General features: G+C 47.1%; 15 protein-coding genes. 5 read left to right on the forward strand and 10 right to left on the reverse strand.

Features of this window, described 5'->3' with window-relative positions:
- Positions 1–105: 105 nt before the first annotated feature.
- Together GYMC52_RS03070 and GYMC52_RS03075 are read right to left on the reverse strand one after the other, a co-directional pair.
- Positions 106–996 carry a PucR family transcriptional regulator gene (locus tag GYMC52_RS03070; RefSeq protein ID WP_013523034.1) on the reverse strand — a complete coding sequence of 297 codons (891 nt, stop codon included), beginning with the start codon at positions 994–996 and terminating at the stop codon, positions 106–108.
- Positions 997–1,235: 239 nt separating this feature from the next.
- Entirely contained in the window at positions 1,236–1,424 is a 189-nt protein-coding gene (locus GYMC52_RS03075) for a hypothetical protein (protein WP_011230137.1), read from the reverse strand.
- A 115-nt stretch (positions 1,425–1,539) separates the two neighbouring features.
- On the opposite strand from GYMC52_RS03075, the gene GYMC52_RS03080 reads away from it, so the two are divergent.
- Positions 1,540–1,941 (forward strand): hypothetical protein, encoded by a 402-nt coding sequence (locus GYMC52_RS03080; RefSeq protein WP_013523035.1) that lies wholly within the window; start codon positions 1,540–1,542, stop codon positions 1,939–1,941.
- Here GYMC52_RS03080 and GYMC52_RS03085 read toward each other — a convergent pair.
- The 4 genes from GYMC52_RS03085 to GYMC52_RS03100 are packed head-to-tail and all read right to left on the reverse strand — an operon-like array spanning position 1,901 to position 6,557.
- A complete protein-coding gene (locus GYMC52_RS03085) occupies positions 1,901–3,067 on the reverse strand; it encodes a YheC/YheD family protein (protein ID WP_013523036.1) in 1,167 nt (388 codons plus the stop codon). The two genes, GYMC52_RS03080 and GYMC52_RS03085, sit on opposite strands and share 41 nt — an antisense overlap.
- On the reverse strand, positions 3,061–4,410 hold the full coding sequence (locus tag GYMC52_RS03090) for a YheC/YheD family protein (RefSeq protein WP_013523037.1): 1,350 nt from the start codon (positions 4,408–4,410) through the stop codon (positions 3,061–3,063). The genes GYMC52_RS03085 and GYMC52_RS03090 overlap by 7 nt, the downstream gene beginning before the upstream one ends.
- Positions 4,407–5,474: a YheC/YheD family protein gene (locus GYMC52_RS03095; protein WP_013523038.1), complete on the reverse strand. Its 1,068-nt coding sequence runs from the start codon at positions 5,472–5,474 to the stop codon at positions 4,407–4,409. The genes GYMC52_RS03090 and GYMC52_RS03095 overlap by 4 nt, the downstream gene beginning before the upstream one ends.
- 6 nt (positions 5,475–5,480) lie before the next feature.
- On the reverse strand, positions 5,481–6,557 hold the full coding sequence (locus GYMC52_RS03100) for a YheC/YheD family protein (RefSeq protein WP_013523039.1): 1,077 nt from the start codon (positions 6,555–6,557) through the stop codon (positions 5,481–5,483).
- A gap of 126 nt (positions 6,558–6,683) precedes the next feature.
- Between GYMC52_RS03100 and GYMC52_RS03105 the strand changes: the two genes are divergently transcribed.
- From GYMC52_RS03105 to GYMC52_RS03120, 4 genes are all read left to right on the forward strand, one after another.
- Positions 6,684–7,817: a DUF445 domain-containing protein gene (locus tag GYMC52_RS03105; protein WP_013523040.1), complete on the forward strand. Its 1,134-nt coding sequence runs from the start codon at positions 6,684–6,686 to the stop codon at positions 7,815–7,817.
- A gap of 71 nt (positions 7,818–7,888) precedes the next feature.
- Positions 7,889–8,248: a YlbF family regulator gene (locus tag GYMC52_RS03110; protein ID WP_013146245.1), complete on the forward strand. Its 360-nt coding sequence runs from the start codon at positions 7,889–7,891 to the stop codon at positions 8,246–8,248.
- Between the two features lie 133 nt (positions 8,249–8,381).
- Positions 8,382–9,245, forward strand: coding sequence for a Cof-type HAD-IIB family hydrolase (locus GYMC52_RS03115; RefSeq protein WP_013523041.1), 864 nt, complete (start codon positions 8,382–8,384; stop codon positions 9,243–9,245).
- Positions 9,246–9,525: 280 nt separating this feature from the next.
- The gene (locus GYMC52_RS03120) at positions 9,526–9,924 is read left to right on the forward strand and encodes a winged helix-turn-helix domain-containing protein (RefSeq protein ID WP_230982733.1); all 399 of its coding nucleotides are present in this window, start codon (positions 9,526–9,528) and stop codon (positions 9,922–9,924) included.
- A gap of 399 nt (positions 9,925–10,323) precedes the next feature.
- Here the strand turns inward: GYMC52_RS03120 and GYMC52_RS19685 are convergent, their stop codons facing one another.
- From GYMC52_RS19685 to GYMC52_RS03140, 4 genes are all read right to left on the reverse strand, one after another.
- On the reverse strand, positions 10,324–10,497 hold the full coding sequence (locus tag GYMC52_RS19685; RefSeq protein ID WP_013523042.1) for a hypothetical protein: 174 nt from the start codon (positions 10,495–10,497) through the stop codon (positions 10,324–10,326).
- Positions 10,494–12,152 (reverse strand): ABC transporter ATP-binding protein, encoded by a 1,659-nt coding sequence (locus GYMC52_RS03125; RefSeq protein ID WP_013523043.1) that lies wholly within the window; start codon positions 12,150–12,152, stop codon positions 10,494–10,496. The genes GYMC52_RS19685 and GYMC52_RS03125 overlap by 4 nt, the downstream gene beginning before the upstream one ends.
- Before the next feature lie 663 nt (positions 12,153–12,815).
- The gene (locus GYMC52_RS03135) at positions 12,816–13,694 is read right to left on the reverse strand and encodes an ATP-binding cassette domain-containing protein (RefSeq protein ID WP_013523045.1); all 879 of its coding nucleotides are present in this window, start codon (positions 13,692–13,694) and stop codon (positions 12,816–12,818) included.
- Between the two features lie 178 nt (positions 13,695–13,872).
- Complete coding sequence (locus tag GYMC52_RS03140) at positions 13,873–15,099, reverse strand: radical SAM protein (RefSeq protein WP_013523046.1); 1,227 nt, start codon at positions 15,097–15,099, stop codon at positions 13,873–13,875.
- Positions 15,100–15,114: the final 15 nt, after the last annotated feature.

Here is a 15,114-nt window from a genome sequence, read left to right on the forward strand (position 1 = left end):
TCGTTTTCTTGCCATTAGTGTATAGAAAAATAGGAACATTCGTAAATGGACGAGGTGCACAAAAAATGCCGCCGATTTTCGGCGACATGACAAAAAAGCGGGGGATTACGAACGGCGCCGGTGCAAGATAGCCAAATAGAAGGCTGCCGCCCCTTTGAACCGTTTGATGTCAACACCAGTTTGCTCCGCCCATTTATCGATTCGATATTGCAAACTATTGCGGTGCATATACAGCTTTTTCGCTGCCATCGAGACGTTTAAGTTGCATTGCAAAAACGTCTCCATCGCCCGCACTTCCTCCTCGTCGAATCCGTCAAGAAACGAGAGGGTCCGGCGGGCTTTCTCACTGACTGCTCCTTCTTCAAAGAGCGGAAGCGGAATGACGTCTTCCCATTCGTACACCGTTCGTTTCGGCCAAAAGCGCCGAGCGGCGGAAAAACACTCTTTTTCAAGGAGAAACGATTCATATAGCCGTTCATCGACGGAGCGGATTGGGCCGATCAATAAATGAAGGGCAGTATAAAAATCAGCGGCGAGCGCCTCAGCCATGTCCGCTAACGAAGGCGGCTCCGTCGTCCGCTTTTGTTTCGCTTCGACGATCAGCCCGCGCCGATCTTGTTCCCAGACGATGGCAACCGGGGAGGAAAATAAGCCGCGAACGGCGTCAGCAAACTCCTCTTTGTTGGCGATCGGCCGGCTGGCTGTAAAATGAATGAACCGGCAATACGGAGCAGCGAGCCGAGCGAGCGCGGCTGGGTCGCCGGTTGCCATCCATCGTTTCCATGCCCGCTCCTCTTCGCTTTCCGGTTCGCGTCGGCGCTCGGCGGGGGTGAAAAAAAGCGCCAGCAATCGCCGCTCCTGCTCTGTCAATCGATGCTTGGCGATGCCGATCTCATCACCATCGGCGGTATAAAACCATTCGTAATCTTCGGGGTGTTCCGGCTGACCGTTGATGACGATGTCCCCTTCATAAAGCGATTCGAGCTCTTTTAGCATCGCGGCGCACCACTTTCCGTCAAGGATGATGTCACGCCGAAGAGGAATCGGCGTTGTTTTCATTATACCAAATCCCCGCGAATGGAAAGAAAGACAATGGATGAAAGCGGGAAAGCCGCAGGATGAATGGGCGGCTTGGCCAACAGCGGTCGTTTCGAACGATCCCTGCCTAACGCATTGGCGGAGAGGCTTCATAAAACAAAAGGCCGACTTTCCCGAGGAGGGAAAATCGGCTCCGTTTACTGGCCGGCTTCGTACGGCGGCTCTTCTTTGACAAGATCGCGCGCTTCCTCAATGTTGACGTCATCGCCGTGGCCGTACACAGCACCTCCGGCCATCCCTTCGTTGATCATGCGGTCGATGTCCATATAGTATTCATCGCGTCCTTCGTACAATGAATCCCGGCGCTCGGCTTCATTTCGTTCCATCATCTCGCTCCTTCCTCTCATCGTTTTTCCTAAAGTTTGCCCAAAAGAGGCATACGCTATCCATGCCATTCATATGGATGAAAGAGGACAAGCGGCAAGAAAGGGGCGGCACGCGATGATCATGCTGATCAAAAAATTGCTCGAAACAACCGCCGCGGCGGAAGAAAAAGCCCGGCAGCTCGCTGAGATGGAAACGGATGAGGCATGGGCGGTCTATTTGGCTGAAGCCGAGCGGCAGCGTAAACTTTGGCAATACGTGCATTATTTAGTTGCTGGGGCTAACGCCGACGGTCGAGCGGAAAGAGAGCAAAGCAAAGCAGGCGCACCTCGTTGTGATCTCTTGCAAGCCATGGCGGCGGCTGAGTGGGAAAAAGCGATGTTATGCCAGAACGTCTGCCAAAGCTTAAATGGAGCCGTCAAACAAGCGGTTGATGCTGTGTTCCGCCAGGCGCTTCGCTACAGCGGCCAGTTTCTAGCTATGGCGTACGATGAGCGAGCTCGGCAAACAGCTGATTGAGCCTCTCGAGCCGCCGTGCCTCAATCTCCGGCTCATCAAACACCATCGGCTTGGCGTTGATTTCATAAATGTAAAGCTGCCGTTCGCTTCCGACGCCGATGTCGGCGGAAAACTCGCCGACAAAGCCAAACCGTTCGCCAAGGCGTGCGCCGCTCAAGGCAATAAGCCGCTCGAGCGCCGCTTCATCGATGCGTTCCTTGACTTCTTTGTACGGGAGGATGGTTCCGCCATGAAACACATGGGTCGTCACCGACTCGACGTCGGCCGAACGAACACCGATGCCGGTGATCGTATGGCGGCCGTTGTGCCAATGGGCGAGCACGCGCAAATCGTAGCGGCGTCCATTCCACTCGTCCGTTTCAGCCAATGCTTGGGCGATGTAGCGGCCGGACTGAATGAGTGATGCGAGCGCATCGAGCGAGCAGAACCGTTTTTGGCCGCCCGGATATTCGCAAATGGCTTCCGTCTCCGACAAGGCGGTGAGACGAAACAGCCCCATTCCTCTGGCGCCGTCATCCCGCTTCAAGTAAATGCAGCTGTATTGGAGGAGCCAAGCGCGAAGATCGGCCGCTGTTTGGACAGGCGCCGTTGGCAATAGATGCGGCCAGAGCCGGCGGTCGGACCGCAGCGCGTCATAAACGTCCGATTTGCGGAAAAAAGAGCGGTTGACAAGTGGAACGCCATGGGCGTTCAACCGGGCAGCCGCCGTTTGAAACGGCTCGCTTTCTTCTTCTTCGCGGCTTTTTACTCGATTGTAGACGACATCGGGCAGTGGAGCGGCCGCTTCGATGAAACGATGAATCGTCGGAACGAATAGATATCCGGAGACCGTTTTCTCTCCGATGCCGGCGGCCGCACTGACGACGGAGATGCCGCCGGCTTTGTGGATGGAGCGGATGACGGTTTCAAGCCACGGCTTTTTCCCAGCCAGCAAAGCGGAAAGGGACGAGGCGCTGACCAGCACGCCGACGAGCGGTCCCACCCGTCCATCTTGCTCGCGGACGGGAAAGACGAGATCGGGAAGGACAGCGGCGGGAGCAACCCAGCCGCTGCCGAATCGATAAGGGCCGCCCGGACTGTTGCACACCCACTCCCCGGTGTCAGGACGGTAGCCGATCGTCAGCATGACCAAAGCGCCTCGGGTTCGGTGATGGCTGTTTTGCTGAGGTGGACGGCGTAAGCGAGCGGCAACCGCGCTGTTCGTTCGTCTGCGTCCTTTAATTTTGGATGCTTAAAAATCGACCGTCCGGGTTTGGAATTGGCTTCAAACATCCAAATCCTTCCTTGTTGGTCAACGCCAAGGTCAAAACCGATTTCGCCGATCAACGTTTCTGATGCTTCATCAAGGCAACGGCTGAGCGTAAGGGCGGCGTCAGAAAGACGGGCGAGCATGATTTCGCGCTCGACGGCATCCGGGAAAATTTCTTCCAGCGTTTTGACGATGCCTCCGCTGTTCATATGGGTCGTGATGCTTTGTTTTCCAGCAATTTTGGCGGCGATGGCGCTCACTTGCCATATGCCGTGTTCGTTTTTGTTAACGTGAACGCGGAAATCAGCCGGTCGGCCGTTGACGGCAAGAAGCGGAACCGCTTGTTGGATGACATAGCGGTGAAGCGGCGCATGGGCGAGCAAATGATGCCACACCGCCATGGCGGTCGGAAACAGCACTGTTTGTATTTCTCCACTTTCATCGCGGAACCGGCATTCATAGGCGTTTTTTTTCGCTAAATGATAAATGCCGCGGCCGAGGCTGCCGTCGGCCGGCTTGATGTACGCTTCACGGTAGCGGGCAAGAAACTGCTCAATGGTGTGCTGCGTCACGTGGGCGGACGTCGCCGGCAAATACGGCTGCGCCTTCGGATGGGCAGCGAGCCGGCGGTAAATGTCCCATTTGTTGAAAAAACACCCGTTAAAGATCGGGATGCCGTAGGTGGTTTGCAGCGTCTTCGTCATCGTTTGAAACGTTTCCTCCTTTTCGACGCGCCGGTTTGGCAGCCGGTTGTAAACGACATTCGGCAACGGCACCGTATGGCGTTCCCAGCCGCGCTCTGTGTAAAAATAGCCGTTCGTCATGCCGTTTTCCCAGTCAATATGGGGCGCGCCAAACAAAAAGGCAAATCCGCCGACTTGCTTTTCTTGTGCCAGCAACTTGGCAAAAAAGAAGCTCCGGCTGCCGACCGGGCGGTGGAGCGACTTTGTGAATCCGGCGGTCAAAACGCCGACAAGCGGCCCGAAGTGAATAGCTTCATCGGTCAAAAAGACATGAACGTCAGCGGCAAATGGGATCGACAAGCATCGGGCAACGTCATGCGCCACAATCACACGGTCGACAAGACGGGGGGAAGAAATGACCCGGCATGGGGTGACAAGGCTGCCGAACGCGGCTGATGTTTGCCTAGATGCTTGGAGCGTGGCGGGAAGAATCACCGTATTTGTTTGTTTTTCGTCAATGATCAACGTGTAGGTCATTGGCTTTTCCCCCCTCTGGCCAAAAACAAGCAATACCGAAGCGGCGCTTCGTACAGTTCGTTTTGTTGCTCCGGGGGCAGAAGATGCGCCACTTTTCTCCCCGGCTTGGAATTGACATCCAAAATCCACACCGCCCCGTTGTCGGTCGCACCAAGATCCAAGCCGATTTCAAACAAAGGTCCGAACATGTGATCTATATAAACTGGCAGCGTGCGGATGATCGTCTCAACGCCATCGAGCACGAAGAGACGTTTTGAAGAGGAAAGGCGGTCGAGCCACTCGGAAAACGGACGAATGTCCGCGCCGGCGCGGACGTTGGCCACCCATGCCCCCGGTCGGCCGACTCGCACGGCCCGCACCCGCTCCACCCAGCGTCCGTTTTCATCCTTTTGCAAAAGAATGCGGAGGTCAAACGGTTCACCCTCCGGGGTCGATAGCTGAAGCAATGGCTGCAGGACATACTCGCCGCGGCGGCTCCAAGAGGCGAGGAGCTGTTCCAGCTCGCTTCGGCGGGCAATGACGGCCTGTTCTTGACCGTGACTGTCTTGGACGGACAGCGCCTTCCCTTTCTTTTGAAAGATGCAAATACCGCGTCCCCCGGAGCCGTGCATCGGCTTGGCGATGGCGGCTTGTTCGCGGCGGAGAAGCGCAAGCACATCATCGGCGCGCTCAAGACGGACAGTCGGAGGCACGTATGCGGACAAGAGCGGGTGAGAGGAGAGCGCTTCATATACGTCCCATTTGCCCGGCAGGCCATAGCCTAAAAACGTGAGGTCAGGTCGCTGCTTCAACCAGTTCATAATCGGTTTTGCTTTTTTGGACCGCTCATCATTGCCGTAAAAGCAGCGGTCATATAAAAATGGCGGAATGGCAAAGACGGCGTTTGTCCATTCGTTCGTTTCCTCTTGAAAGAGAAAGCCGCGGACGTTTTCCGTCTGCGGATCGATGCCAAGCGGCGAAAAGCGGCAGACGGAAATGCCGTAGCGTCTGGCGCATTTCGCCACCTCAGTGCAATACGTGTGGTCTTGCTGTTCGTCAAGGGTGACAAAACCAAGTGAAAGCAAAACGGTTCACTCCTTTTCCTCCATCAATGTCAAACTATAGTCGATGATCGCCTTCGCCGAAGGGCGAACCGATTGGTAGGAAGCGGCCATATCCGTCTGTTTCGACGGCTTCGTATTCACCTCGATGATCCACGGCTGGCCATGGATGTCAATGGCAAGATCAACGCCAAACTCTCCATACAGTCCCTCCGCTTCCGAGGCGAGAACGGCGGCGGATTCCAGTGCGATTTCTTTCAGAAGCTGTTTTTGCTGGAACGCGTCAGCTCTCGTATACCACTTCCGCAAGACATCATTGACCGCCATCAGTTCTCCGCCGCGGGCAAGGTTAGCGACAAACTGATCGGGCGGCGCTACGCGGGCGACGGCGGAAGTGACGCGCCAATCATTGTGGCGGACGCGATGACAAAGCAGGCGAAAATCGACCGGGCGGCCGTCGAGGGTGCGAAGCTCAAGCCCTTGTTGGATGATCATCGGCGTTCGGATTTGTTGCCGCAAAGCGGAAGCTAAAGCGTCCATCGAACGATATACGGACGTTGAAGCGGAAGTGGAATGGCGAAGACAAATTCCGTCGTCCGAATGTTGGAGGCAGAAAATCCCTCGCCCTTGGCTGCCATAGATCGGCTTGAGAAAGACGGATGGGAAAGCGTCAAGGAACGCCTCAAGCGTATGTTGACCGCTCCAGAGCGCCGTTTTCGGCAAGTGCGGGTGCAAGTACTCGTGCCGCTCAAAATGGCAGTGCACTTCCCATTTATGCAAAAAGCGATGGTTGAACATCATCCCGTTTTCTTCGGCAAGCCGGGCGAGCAGCTCGGCAAACAAAGGGGAGCGTTCGAGCTTGCGCGAGTGAAGGCGATTGTAAACGACATCGGCTGGAGGCACGTCCCGCTTGCCCCATCCGCTTTCGGTCCACTGATAGCCGACTCCCTCTAAGTAAAGCGCCGGCGAGGACACGTAAAAAAAGAGACCACGCTTTCTAGCATATGCCGCCAATTCCTCGCAAAAATGATGGATGGATCCAAAGGCAGCCCGTTCACTTGTTTCATTGATTTCCGTCAGCACAGCCATCGTTCGTTGTTTGCTCATCGCAGTCCCTCATTTGCGCATTCGTCAGGCAAGCTCTATAATGAACAATTAGGCAAACGTTTATATCGCCATCGTATGATGACGGACGCCGTTTGGTGACAGCGGCGGGGACGGAAGGAGAAGAGGATGGAAACGTTCGTTTATTTGCTGTTTATGGTGGCGGTCGGGGCGCTCATTGGCGGGGTGACGAATTTTATCGCCATCGTGATGCTGTTTCGCCCATATGAGCCGATGTACGTGTTTGGAAAACGGCTGCCGTTTACGCCGGGATTGATTCCAAAGCGGCGGCGGGAGCTGGCCGAACAGCTCGGGAAAACGGTCGTGGAGCATTTGGTGACGCCGGAAGGATTGCGGCGCAAACTCATGGATCCGTCCTTTACGGCCGAGATGGCCGAGTGGGGGCGGGAATGGCTTCGAAAGTGGCTTGCGCGCAAAGAAACGCCGGCTGAGTTGCTTGAACGCCTCGGTATTCGCTCTCCCGCCGAGCGGCTCGAGGCGATGGCGGCCGAGCAAGCTGAGCGAGCGTACGAACGGTGGAGCGAAACGTGGCGTCTGCGGCCGATACGCGATGTATTGCCAGCGGAGTTGAAGCAGACAATGGAAGCGCGCGTCGAAAGTCTAGCGGGTTATTTGGCCGACAGGACGCTTGACTACTTTCGCAGCGAGGAGGGAAAGCAGCAGATTTCCAGCATGATCGAGCGTTTTTTCCAAGAGCGCGGGATGGTTGGAAATATGCTGCAGATGCTGCTTGGCAATGTCCATTTCGTCGATAAGGTGCAGGCGGAGCTCGGTAAATTTTTGCGCCATGCTGGCACAAGAGAGGTGCTCTCCCGCCTTCTTTGGACGGAGTGGAACAAATGGTTGAACTATCCGCTCGCAACCGTGGAAGAGATGATCGGCCGCCGGCGCATCGATGAAGCGGTGCGGTCGGCTGTCCGCCGCTTGGTGCAAAGCGGCGGATGGCTGAACCGTCCGCTTGCCGAACTGCTCGCCCCATACGAACAGCCCTTGTTTGGTCGTCTCATCCCGCAGGCGGCGGAAGCAGCCAGCCGCCTGCTTAGCGGCAAGATTGAGGCAATCGTGGCGCAGCTTGGGCTTGAAGATATCGTCCGTGAACAAGTAGAGTCATTTTCGTTGCAACGGTTGGAAGCGATCATTTTATCGATCGCCCGCCGTGAACTAAAGATGATTACGTATTTGGGCGCCTTGCTTGGCGGGCTGATCGGCGCCGTTCAAGGCGTCATTGGCTTATGGCTGTAGGCTGTGGCATATCGCCGCCAGATGGCGCATACGTTAGAACGTGAACGATATTCGTATAGGAGGCTCTTTTTATGTCTGAACCCCTTCATGCGCTCGCTAGACAGCTTGAGCAGGCGATTCGGGCGAGCGAGCCGTTTCAGCAGCTGAAACGGGCATACGAAGATGTCCGCCGAGATGAAATCGCCTATCGAATGTTCGCGAATGTCCGCGACATCCAGCTTCGGCTCCATGAAAAACAGATGCGCGGGGCGGCCATTTTGCCTGATGAAATCGAACAGGCGCAAAAGGCGATGGCGCTCGCCCAGCAAAACGAGAAACTCGCCCGCCTGATGGCGCTCGAGCAGCAAATGAGCATAACCATTGCCGAGGTTCAGCAAATCGCCATGAAGCCGCTTGAGGAGTTGCACCGTTCATTCATGGAAGGAAGATAGGAAAAACACCCGGTCGGGTGTTCTTTTTTTGTCCGTTTCGTCATAGTCATGAAAATGATAAGGAATGCAAAGCCGCCGCCAGCTTGCTGGCGGCGGCAAGAGAGGTTGAGACGGACAAAAGGGGGAGACAGCCGTGTATAAGCTGTTGGCGCTCAACATTGACGGAACGATTTTAAAAAACAACGGCCGCCTGCCGCGCGAAACGAAAGAGGCGGTCGACTATGTGAAGAAAAAAGGAGTTTATGTTACGTTAATCACGAGCCGCAATTTGCTTTCCGCCCGCAAAGTGGCGAAAGCGCTGCGGCTTGATGGGATGCTCATTGCATTCCAAGGAGCGATGATTGCCAGAACGCTTGATGATAGGCTGTTTGACGCCGTGATCCCTGAGGAGCGGACGTTTAATATCGTGCAAATTTTGGAAAACTTCAACTGCAACATCCGCCTCATGCATGAGCGGTATTCGCTCGGCAATCGGAAGAAAGTGAAGAAAAACCTTGTCGTGCAAACGGTTCTCTCCTCAAGCGACCCGTTTTTCTATCCGACCCAATTTGTCGACTCGCTTGGCGACGTGTTGATGGACGAACCGATCGCTGTGCCGAAAATTGATGTATATTTTGCTACAGACGAAGAGAGGGATGCAGCGGCCGCTTTATTGACGAAATCGATTCCGTCCATTGATATGATTATGCAGCCAAACGGAAAAATGGAAATTGTCCCGCAAGGAGTGTCTAAACTAGCGGGGTTGCGCCGGCTTGTTCAACATATCGGCGTATCGTTGAAAGAAACGGTGATGATCGGTGACGGCCTTGACGATTTGCCGGCGATTGAAGCGGCTGGGCTCGGCGTCGCCATGGGGAACGCGCCGCTTGAGGTGAAGCGGGCGGCCGACTGGGTGACGCGTTCGAACGAACAGCTCGGCGTTGCTTATATGGTAAAAGAGCATTTTCGCAAACAACAGCGAATCGAGTTTTTGCAGAAACTAAAAACAAAACGGTGAGCAGTCCACGGGAGTTTGCTGTTTCAAAATGAGGCCGGAGCGAATGCCCGGCTTTGTTCATTTTATATACATGTTCATGAAAAGATTAACTTTCTTATAACTGATGCCCGCTTCGGTGATCCTGTTTCGAAGGAAACCAATGGAAAAGGAGCAGGATCATTCATGAAACGTCTGCGCATCACCAATGATCACGGATGGACGCCACGAACGCTTCGCAAACGGGAACGGAAAATCAAAAATGTCCTCCTTCGCCAACGGGTGATGGCGGCCCACCTTGGTCATGGAAGGATATTTGGGCAAAGAGGCGGCCTCCATGGTCAATGTGTGCCGCCAAACCGTTTCCCATTATGTGTCGCTGTTTAACGAAGGCGGCCTTGAACTCCTGCTTCATCGGGATTTTGTCCCTGGGCGGGAGCCGTTTCTCACCGAAGAACAGCAGGAAGAGATCAAACGCCTCGTGTTGACCACGACACCCGCGGAGCTGGGCTGGGACATCGCTTCGGCGTGGAATACGAAGATCCTTCAATCCTATGTGCACCACCGTTATGGCATCTCCATGTCCCGCGAAGCTTTGCGAAAACTCTTGCATCGAAAAGGGCTTTCTTGGACTCGCCCAACCTACACGTTGGCGAAAGGAGATCCGGACCGGCAAAAAACTTTGAAAAACAAATGGACCTAATAAAAAAACGTAATCGATCCGGATTCCATCCTGTTGTACATCGATGAAACGCATATCCGATCGTATCATGTGTTGCGTACGACATGGTCAGAGGTTGGCCGTCAAAAGCAAGTGTCGACGTTCGGCCATCGTGTCCACGTATCACAAAGATCGAAACGATATCACCCAAGCCATTGCCTGGTTTGTGGACTACATCCATGAGCGCCCGGAGGAAGTGCTGCAACTCCTAGCAGGATGGTGAAAAACGACCGATTTCGCCGAACCCGTTGTTTTCGGCTAAAAGAGAAGCGTTGATGTTACAGGACTTCTCCATTTGAGAAGAGAGTCAGTTTTTTTCCGCGGCTTTTCAATAAATCACCAGTTTTCTAGGGGGTACAGCGTAATCGGAAAGTTAACTTTTCAAGGTGCATCTATATACATCAATTTGCTTATCCATGCCAATGCCAATAATATGATAATAATAGTGATTATTTTGATGGAAAGACCCTTTATATCTATTTTTTTATTTTTTATTTGGAAAAACAAAATAAACAAAGAAATAATTAAAAGCAAAATATAAATAATTTCACTCATGAGATTCCCTCCCTGTCGTAAACAATGTCAGCTTTTCCATCATTTAATACAATTTTTTTGTTCACAAGATACATTAATTCATCAGTGTGACTAATAAACAAACAAATTTTGTCATGAAGTAAATCCAGTAAAATGTTTTGAAAAGCTTCTTTTGCGTTTTGATCCATATTCGATGTAGCTTCATCAAATATTAAGACATCAACATCCTTCATAAATATTCTTGCAAAAGCGATTTGCTGAATTTGCCCTTTGGACAAGTTTTTCCCATTATCAATAATTTTTTTATTTAAATCCAAACCATTCAAAAAGCCATATTCAAGAAGTCTATCTAATCTTCTTTGAAATTCTTTCTCAGACAACACCCGATTTCCAATCCGAATATTTTCCTTTACACTTCCTTCGAATAGATAGATATTTTGCGGAACAATCCCAATTTTGGATCTTAAACTATTTATATCTAACTCTCTCAGTTCATAATCATTAATGGTGATATTCCCAGAATAATTTTTATAAAAACCCAATAAAAGTTTGGCTATAGTAGTTTTACCAGATCCATTTTTTCCGATAAATGCTATCCGATCTCCAGAATATAGATCAAAACAGATATTATTAAGAATGCTTTCATTCGATGTATCGTATTTAAATGATACATTTTCAAATTTTACAAACTTGATGTAATCTATTTTTTTACCTGTGCTTTCCTCTATGTTCTCTGTGTTATTAGAGGATAACATGCTGTTAATTCTTGAAATAGCAGCAATAGTAGGTTGTATACTTAACTTAAAACTCTGTAACATAATCAAGGGAGAGTATATCATGCCAACATATTGGGTCATGGACACATAATCTCCTATAGTCAGCTTTTTATTGGTTATGAAAAAACCAATTATACCTATAATGAGCGTCTGAACCACCAAAACCATCACGTTTAGCATTTGGGAACTTTTACTGGCAGTTTTGCTTTGATGAATTGTCTTCAATGCTAATTGGTTGACTTCTTTTGTAATAGACTGATTCATGTGTTCTTCCTCGTTTAGTTCTTTTAATGCAATTATCCCTTCTAATGCAGAATGTATTTTGTTATTCGTATTTGCAGTAGCTTCAAGCATTTCTCTAGAGTATCTGTTTAAGGATGTGATAGAAGTGTTAGAAATAATATAAACCACTGGAATGAACGATACACATGCAACGAATATTTCAATGCTTTTGGACAATATGTACATTAAAGCGCCTATCATTGATATTGTGCTGGAAAGAAAGTTAAAAACAGTTGGAGTAAATATCGATGATAAAGAATTCACTTCGTTCAATCTTGATAAGATATAAGCTGTTGATTGTTTATCAAAAAATGATACAGGCATTTTTAATATCTTCTGAATGATTTCGTTCTTGACGTTGGCTATAATCTTAGCAGACGTTGCAGATATTAAATAATCACTAAAATGATTTAAAACACCTCTTCCAATATATGCCCCTATTAGAATAGATGAGTAAACAGCAATGTTAAAAACATTGTTTTTCATAATTCCTTCATCAAAAACCATTTGTGATAATATAGGAATGATGTTGCTAAGGAAAGAGATGAATAGGGTGAGCAATACTAGAATAACAACATTTTTTAAGCTTTTTTTTAAATAGAACTTTAATACTTTCAATTTCCTTCCTCACCTCCATAACCAAGAGGTTACATCGTTAAAAATTTTTCATTCGATATTTTCTTTAAAAGAAAATGGAGCGTGATTACAAGGAAAAGCAATATACCAATAATGGTTCCAATAATCTTGTATTGATGTATATTCGTAAAGGTTAATACATAAAACATCGCTCCAAACATAGAAGTAACTTTTAATATGACAATATTATCAACCAGAAACATGACGACGCATAACACTATTCCAAAGAGCAAGTTAATAAACGGCAATAATAATAAAGACAGCAAGTATTGAGAAGGGATCTGAATCCCCAAGTACAGCTGATATCCATAGAATAGAAACGAATACATGCTGCTAAGGATTGTTGCGATAAAAACAGAAAAAAGTACCTTGACAATTAATATCTTCTGTATAGAAAAAATTTGCAACATTTTCTCATATACTCGATTTTGTTTATCTGTCTTAATGGATTCAAAAAGTATTTGTAACAGAAAAATAATCGATGTCGTTCCTAAAATGAGATTAAATTTAATATGAATAGGGATAGAATTTAATCCATAGATGAAGTACAAAACTAGAACAAATTCAATTGCGATTAGAAGCAACATCTTTTGCATTTTCTTCTTCAAAAAAAGATATTCTTTCCACAATAGAGCCTTCATTCCGTCAACCTTCTTTCTTATTCAAACGTAAGTAAATATCTTCAAGTATTGCTTCATTTTCTAAAACATCACGTATTTCTATATTCAAATGGATTAATTTTAATAAAACATCGTTCAATTTATAAATTTGTTTATCTAAAATCACTTCATGATCTTTCACCAGAACATTTGGAAATTCTTCTTTAATTAGAATTGATTGTTGTTGATTGATTTTTGAGATGGTTCGTATTCCGACAAGAGAGGATTGAAAATCAGATTTTAATTTATTCAGTTCCTCTTTCACTTTTATCGTTCCATCAACAATCATAACAATTCGATTACACATATGTTCAATGTCATCAAAATTATGAGATGTAATGACAATGCAACTTTCCTTAGGATATTTCTGTATAAATTCCTTTATTAAAAATCGATTTTCTACATCCAAATTTACTGTAGGTTCATCCAAAATAAGGAATTTGGGGGAATGAATAATAGAGCAAGCAAAAGCAAGTTTTTGTTTCATTCCAGAAGAAAGCAAAGACACCTTTTTGTCTGCCATCTTATCCATGTTTAGCCTATCTATCAGTTCCTCCACTACATGGATAGGGGATTGATAAGTTTGAGACCAAAATATAAGATTTTCTCTCACTGTAAACTCTTCTATAATCCCTTTGGTAGAAGGCAAATACCCAATTTCGTGATTGGATATGTTTCTATTTATTTTCCCATATGTTGGAGTATACAATCCCAAGATTATTCTTAATAAAGTGGTTTTCCCAGAACCAATTCCCCCAATAATGCCCACACGATCCCCTTGGTGTAACGACAAGTTGATATCTTTTAGTATGTAATTTTTATTATCAAATGATTTAGCAATATTGTGCAGTTCAATATAATTCAATTGTTCCTCCTCCTACATTCTACTTCTTGGTTTTTAATTATCCTTATTATAAACCCATAAGGCTGGTGAAAAACAATGGATTCGCTCAGTTTGTGAGAAACCGCAAGGAACAACGCTATGGTGTTGCAAGGTTTTGCAATTTGAGAAACACTGTTGGAGAATAGCATTTCCCCTTAAATCACCAGCCCTCCATATAAGAACAAAGAGATTTTTTGGTTAAAATGTTAGAAAAAGCAATCTCTGCGGCTCTGCAATCCATACACATTCGTTTAAATTCGCAAGTACCACAAGGTTCAATATTTTCCAATGAAAGCTTCCAATATTTCAGGACTTCTTCTTTTCTGTCAAACAAATCAAGTAGACTGTTATGTTCTTTAAGATCCATCAGCACTTCCGATTCTAATCTTGGACACGGAACCACTTTTTTATCGGAAGTGATTGCTAAGCTGCCTGTTAAACAAGGATGATATATTCCAAGATAAGAAAAGCTGTTAATGTCGCACCCAAATGTCGGCAACTCTTCATAATATAAAATGGATTCTTCTTTTCCGTTTATAACTATGCTAGGAATGATATTGGCTATTCCTAATTCACTTAGTTGTTGTTTTAAACAATTTAATTTTTTTGCATTATTCTTGCTTGTTACTACATTGAATATGATCTGATTGACATGTTCTTTGAAGTAATGAGAAATCTCTTCTATCGTTTTCAAATCGATACTATCTGTTGTATAATCAAATAAAATGATTGGAACGATATTAAATTGGATTAAAAAGTCGGCTCTTTCTTCATTTAACATTTCCCCATTGGTAAGCAAATATAATTTTTGATTGGAAAGTTTTAATATAGAACTGAACTGAAGAATTTCTTTGGTAACACCCCAATTGGTTAAAGGATCTCCTCCATGAAAATAAATATTTGAAAATCCTAAAGAAATAATGTCTCTTACGAGGTTGTAATAGAAACCTAAATCTCTGTTTCTTAAAACATAGTTATTGGCAACCTTCTTACATGCAAAGCACCCATTAATTTTCGGACTATAACAATGACTGCAGTTTTTGGGACAACTGCAGGGAAGCTCTATGAAACAATTTAATAAAGGAATATTTTCGTCTAATTGCAAGACTTTCAAACTTCCCTTTCTATATGGCTCTCTTGGAACAAAAGTGTCACCGTATTCTCCAATTTTTTTCTCTGTGAATAGATTTAAAAGGTTTTCTACATTCTTAGCTCCATGCGTTTCTCTTAGTTTAGATATTCTCTCTCCCCTAGATATTCCTCTTAAAATTAGGCTTTCTTTTGACTGCAGATGATATATAGTGTTATTTTTAAAATCGTATAAGGTAGTGCCTAATTTTCCATTTATAGGCACACAATGTGGGTATAAATTAAAATATTCTTTCACCTTTTTCTTCTCCTT

The sequence above is a fragment of the Geobacillus sp. Y412MC52 genome (assembly GCF_000174795.2).
Taxonomy (GTDB): Bacteria; Bacillota; Bacilli; order Bacillales; family Anoxybacillaceae; genus Geobacillus; species Geobacillus thermoleovorans.

Excerpts from the sequence above, each read along its gene's own strand:
- GYMC52_RS03085 (WP_013523036.1), bottom strand. The coding sequence starts at position 3,067 with ATGCTGACGATCGGCTACCGTCCTGACACCGGGGAGTGGGTGTGCAAC.
- GYMC52_RS03075 (WP_011230137.1), bottom strand. The coding sequence starts at position 1,424 with ATGGAACGAAATGAAGCCGAGCGCCGGGATTCATTGTACGAAGGACGC.
- GYMC52_RS03110 (WP_013146245.1), top strand. The coding sequence starts at position 7,889 with ATGTCTGAACCCCTTCATGCGCTCGCTAGACAGCTTGAGCAGGCGATT.
- GYMC52_RS03100 (WP_013523039.1), bottom strand. The coding sequence starts at position 6,557 with ATGAGCAAACAACGAACGATGGCTGTGCTGACGGAAATCAATGAAACA.
- GYMC52_RS03080 (WP_013523035.1), top strand. The coding sequence starts at position 1,540 with ATGATCATGCTGATCAAAAAATTGCTCGAAACAACCGCCGCGGCGGAA.
- GYMC52_RS03120 (WP_230982733.1), top strand. The coding sequence starts at position 9,526 with ATGGAAGGATATTTGGGCAAAGAGGCGGCCTCCATGGTCAATGTGTGC.
- GYMC52_RS03070 (WP_013523034.1), bottom strand. The coding sequence starts at position 996 with ATGCTAAAAGAGCTCGAATCGCTTTATGAAGGGGACATCGTCATCAAC.
- GYMC52_RS03105 (WP_013523040.1), top strand. The coding sequence starts at position 6,684 with ATGGAAACGTTCGTTTATTTGCTGTTTATGGTGGCGGTCGGGGCGCTC.
- GYMC52_RS19685 (WP_013523042.1), bottom strand. The coding sequence starts at position 10,497 with ATGAGTGAAATTATTTATATTTTGCTTTTAATTATTTCTTTGTTTATT.
- GYMC52_RS03090 (WP_013523037.1), bottom strand. The coding sequence starts at position 4,410 with ATGACCTACACGTTGATCATTGACGAAAAACAAACAAATACGGTGATT.